The 4,476-nt window shown below is 32.3% G+C and carries 3 protein-coding genes; 2 read left to right on the top strand and 1 reads right to left on the bottom strand.

Going from position 1 to position 4,476, the window contains the following annotated elements; all coding sequences use genetic code 11:
- Window positions 1-542: 542 nt before the first annotated feature.
- Together V7147_RS20520 and V7147_RS25265 are read left to right on the top strand one after the other, a co-directional pair.
- Entirely contained in the window at window positions 543-2,474 is a 1,932-nt protein-coding gene (locus tag V7147_RS20520) for a fructose-1,6-bisphosphatase (RefSeq protein WP_335369670.1), read from the top strand.
- A gap of 958 nt (window positions 2,475-3,432) precedes the next feature.
- Window positions 3,433-3,738 carry a hypothetical protein gene (locus tag V7147_RS25265; protein ID WP_438824617.1) on the top strand — a complete coding sequence of 102 codons (306 nt, stop codon included), beginning with the start codon at window positions 3,433-3,435 and terminating at the stop codon, window positions 3,736-3,738.
- A 213-nt stretch (window positions 3,739-3,951) separates the two neighbouring features.
- On the opposite strand, the gene V7147_RS20530 is transcribed toward V7147_RS25265, so the two are convergent.
- Window positions 3,952-4,125, bottom strand: a complete 174-nt coding sequence (locus V7147_RS20530) for an asparagine synthase (protein WP_169095551.1) — start codon at window positions 4,123-4,125, stop codon at window positions 3,952-3,954.
- Between the last annotated feature and the right edge of the window lie 351 nt (window positions 4,126-4,476).

A 4,476-nucleotide genomic window follows, 5' to 3' on the forward strand; every position in this document is an offset into this window, starting at 1 on the left:
CTTCATTATTATTAGGAGAACTCTCATTGTATATACGTTGAGAGTTTTTTATTTAAACATATCTCGAATTCAAGATATTTTTCTTGACTATAAATAATTCGATGCTTATTATTGGTTACACAAAGTGTAATTGGTTACTGATAGTAACTTTAAATAAAGTGATACACAAAATAAATATTTTTTAGATAGGAGTGAATCATATAGTAGAGGTAACTTTGACTCTTGAATATCATGTTGATTGTAGAGAAAATAGCTTCAAAACGTTGGTGAGGTTCTAAATCATATAATTCTGTATATTAAATAGGCTTCCGTGTCGTTTAATTGCAACAGGGAGTCTTTCTTCAGTGTTATAAGTTTGTATTGGTGACTACTGATTTCGACATTATGGGAGGGTACTCCTTTTTTAGTTCAAAAAATGCTTGAGCACATAGGTTTCAGATTTATGAAATTGATTTAACTGGATTGATATTAAATGTTCTGTATCGTATTTATAATCTGGAAATAAAGTGAGACTAACATAAGTACCATATATTTAGGAGGATATANNAAAATACTTAGATTTGCTTGCCCAAAAATATGATAGTGAAGAAAAAGTAGTAACAGAAATTATTAATTTTGAAGCAATCCTTAATTTACCAAAGGGAACAGAACATTTTGTCAGTGATTTACATGGGGAATTCCAATCTTTTCAACATGTATTGAGAAATGGATCTGGGAGAGTAAAAGAGAAAATCGAAGAACTTTTTTGGGATATATTATCTGAGAAGGATATCAATGAATTAACGATATTGGTTTATTATCCTGAAGATAAATTACAGTTAATTAAGAATAGATTTGACAATAAACAGGAATTAAACGGGTGGTATGTAACAACCATTAATCATATGATTAAGCTCATTTCCTTTGCCTCTTCCAAATATACACGCTCGAAATTACGTAAAGCATTGCCTGAACGGTTTGTTTATATTATAGAAGAGTTATTATACAAAACGGAAGAAGAATCCACAAATAAGGAACCTTATTACACCAAAATTGTTCAGCAAATTATTTCTCTTAATCAGGCTGATAAGCTTATTATTGGTCTTGCATATTGCACACAGAGATTGGTAGTGGACCATCTTCATGTAGTGGGGGATATATATGATCGCGGACCTGAGCCTGATCAAATTATGGATACACTTATTAATTATCATTCTGTTGATATTCAGTGGGGAAATCATGATGTATTATGGCTAGGTGCGTATGCCGGTTCCAAGGTTTGTCTAGCTAATATTCTACGTATTAGTGCCCGGTATAATAATTTAGATATTATTGAAGATGTGTATGGAATCAATCTTCGACCACTTCTAAATTTAGCCGAGAAATACTATAAGGATAACCGGGCTTTTAGACCAAAGAAAACTTCCGGAAACAATCTAACGGAGGAAGAAGAATTACAAATCACAAAAATTCATCAAGCAATTGCTATGATTCAGTTCAAGCTTGAAATTCCAATCATAAAGAGACGACCATTCTTTAATATGTCAGGAAGGTTATTACTTGAGAAAATTGCTTATGATAAAAACGAAATAGTGCTTCATGGAAAGACATATCCACTTGAAAATACTTGCTTTGGAACTATTAATCCAGAAAACCCAAGTCAATTGTTAGAGGAAGAACAGCAGGTAATAGATAAATTATTATTTTGTCTTCAACATTCGGAAAAGTTGGCCAGGCATATGAACTTCCTTATGAAGAAAGGCAGCCTATATTTGAAGTATAATGGTAACTTATTGATACATGGCTGCATTCCTTTAGATGATAAAGGAAATATGGAAAAAATGGTGATTGAAAATACAACGTATGATGGTCGAGAGTTATTGGATGTCTTTGAACATCATTTACGATACTCATTTGCACACCGTGAAGAAACCGATGATCTTTCGACAGATATGGTCTGGTATTTATGGACAGGCGAATATTCATCACTCTTTGGCAAGAGGGAAATGACAACCTTTGAAAGGTATTTTATTAAGGATAAAGAAACTCATAAAGAGAGGAAGAATCCATATTACTATTTAAGGGAAAAGGAAGAAATCTGCCGCAAAATTTTAGCAGAATTTAATCTAAATCCCGATGATGGTCATATCATAAATGGGCATACGCCTGTTAAAGAAATTAAAGGGGAAGACCCAATTAAAGCAAATGGAAAAATGCTTGTTATTGACGGTGGCTTCTCAAAGGCCTATCAATCAACTACAGGGATTGCGGGATATACTTTATTATACAATTCATTCGGTATGAAATTGGTTGCTCATCAATATTCGAATTGCAAAGATTTTGTTTTAAATAATGGCATGGATGTTTTATCAATGAAAAGAATAGTGGATAAAGTGCTAGAAAGAAAAATGGTACTGGAAACAAATGTAGGGAAGGAGTTATTAAAGAAAGTCTCTGCATTGAAGAGTTTGATGGAGTATCGTTATATGAAGTGAAATTAATTATTGAATAAATAAGTTATTCTTACGGGTTTATTAAAATTTTTAATACTCACCAGCAATCTCTGGACATATGGAGTGTATATCGCAATTAGGTCTGAAGTATTATTTAATCTGCTTAAGTAGGTTAGTATTATGAAAAATAGGTTAATGCAAATAAAAAATTAGAGAATTGAATCCATCTCTATTTTTATCACATCCGCTTGTTCGTTTGTTACTAACTTTGTCATCCCCAACTGGCTTAACATGCACACGAATATCATGAACGTTATGGTAGTTAATTAAAGTTTCCTCTTCCCTTGAAGATATATCATGCGTCGATAATATCTAAATTGTTCGGAACTACAAACGAGGGAATTAGAGGTACAAGAGTTTTACAGGTGAAGGAAGGGTCAGTGGCTGCAGTCGCTGGAATTATTCTAAAGATTTTATAATGGAGATCGATGGAGAAGAAATTGTAGCTTTGAAACCTTTGATAGGGCATTGAGTATAAAAGATGTTAATCACACTGTTACCTTAACAGTAGGAAGAAAAAAATGAAAAGTTACTGGTAAACTGCCGTGTAGATGATAATCCTGTTACAATTTAGGTTGATACGAATAAAAATTTCCTAGTAGACATAATATCTATTAGATTTCGACAAATAACGCCTTATTTCTCACTTCCTAGAATTATCTTATCAGGATAGGGGATTAATCGGTGTGTCATTGAGTGTTACGTCAATGTAGTTAATGAACATAACATTAGATAGTTTTGCCATTTTAGGTTACTTTAAACCACAATCAATACTAATACTATTAATTTTAAACATCCTGCTAAATGGTTGTAAAGACTTCTTTTATTTCACCTCCTTTCATAATTCTTACTCTATTGTTTCCTACTTGGACACCTAAGATAATTGGGGAAAACAGCATTTCTATATTAGAGAACATAGAAATAAACAGAACTTGAAGTAATGATAAGAAATGTTGATCGAAACAATCCAATTATTATTTTCGTACATGGGGGACCGAGGAGCTCTGAAATTCCTTATGTTAGTGATAATATGGATTTTTACACAAGATTTCTAACGAGCCCCAAATACAATGAACTTGATGTCATTCGTTTTTTGATGGGAATATCAGCCACGCAGGAGATATTACTTGCTGAAGAAAAGGAGAATGATATTCCAGCAGTGGTTAGGAGCTTAGATATCCATTTGTATTTTGTCATGGGGAAATATGAATATATGACATCTACCAATTCGGCAAAAGCCTTTTAGAGATAAAGGCTCCTAGTAAGGATTTTATCGTCTTTGAAAAACTGTATATTATCCGTAATTTGAAGAATAGACCTCTTTTGGAGATTGGCTAATGCAAACTTGGAGAGCTTTGGAGAAAAATGATAGCAAATTAAAAAAATTCAAATAAACATATGGATTTGTATTACTAACAGAATTTTAAAAGGAGAGCATATATAAATGCTCTCCTATTTACTAACGACGATGTTCAACTAGGTCGATTGCTCCTAGTACAATGTGGGCTAAACCAAAACCGAATACTGTGTTTGCAATCATTTTATTGGACCCGCGTTTTTGTTTTAATGCATAGCCAGTAGCAGTAACTGCGGTACCCAATACTGTGGGGATTATGCCTTCACGAATATTCAAAATTAATTCCCTCCGCATCGAAGTTAGTTGGTGTATTAACACCAATCATATTTTTACCCGTAAGTTCTATTATTATGTTTTATTAATTTAAGAGGATGAACGTTCGTTTAATGGAGCATTAGAATTAATTGCTCACTATGTTAGTTAGAAATACTTTTGATAAAACTCCTTTCTAAGACGACTGCTTAGCTCGGTAAATATTCGAGTAGTTTCATGTTACTATTAAAATATCGATGCAGGTTTAATAATATCCGTAATTTAAATAATTAGTATTATGCTAAATAGAGGAGTAATTAAATAGTGTAATAATAGTATTATTATTATTGCAAAAGATAAAAAAGTTCTTTCTTA

This window comes from Bacillus sp. JJ1521, assembly GCF_036965165.1.
Classification (GTDB): domain Bacteria; phylum Bacillota; class Bacilli; order Bacillales; family Bacillaceae_L; genus Ferdinandcohnia.

Coding starts and splice junctions, on each gene's coding strand:
- V7147_RS25265 (WP_438824617.1), top strand. CDS start 3,433: ATGATAAGAAATGTTGATCGAAACAATCCAATTATTATTTTCGTACAT.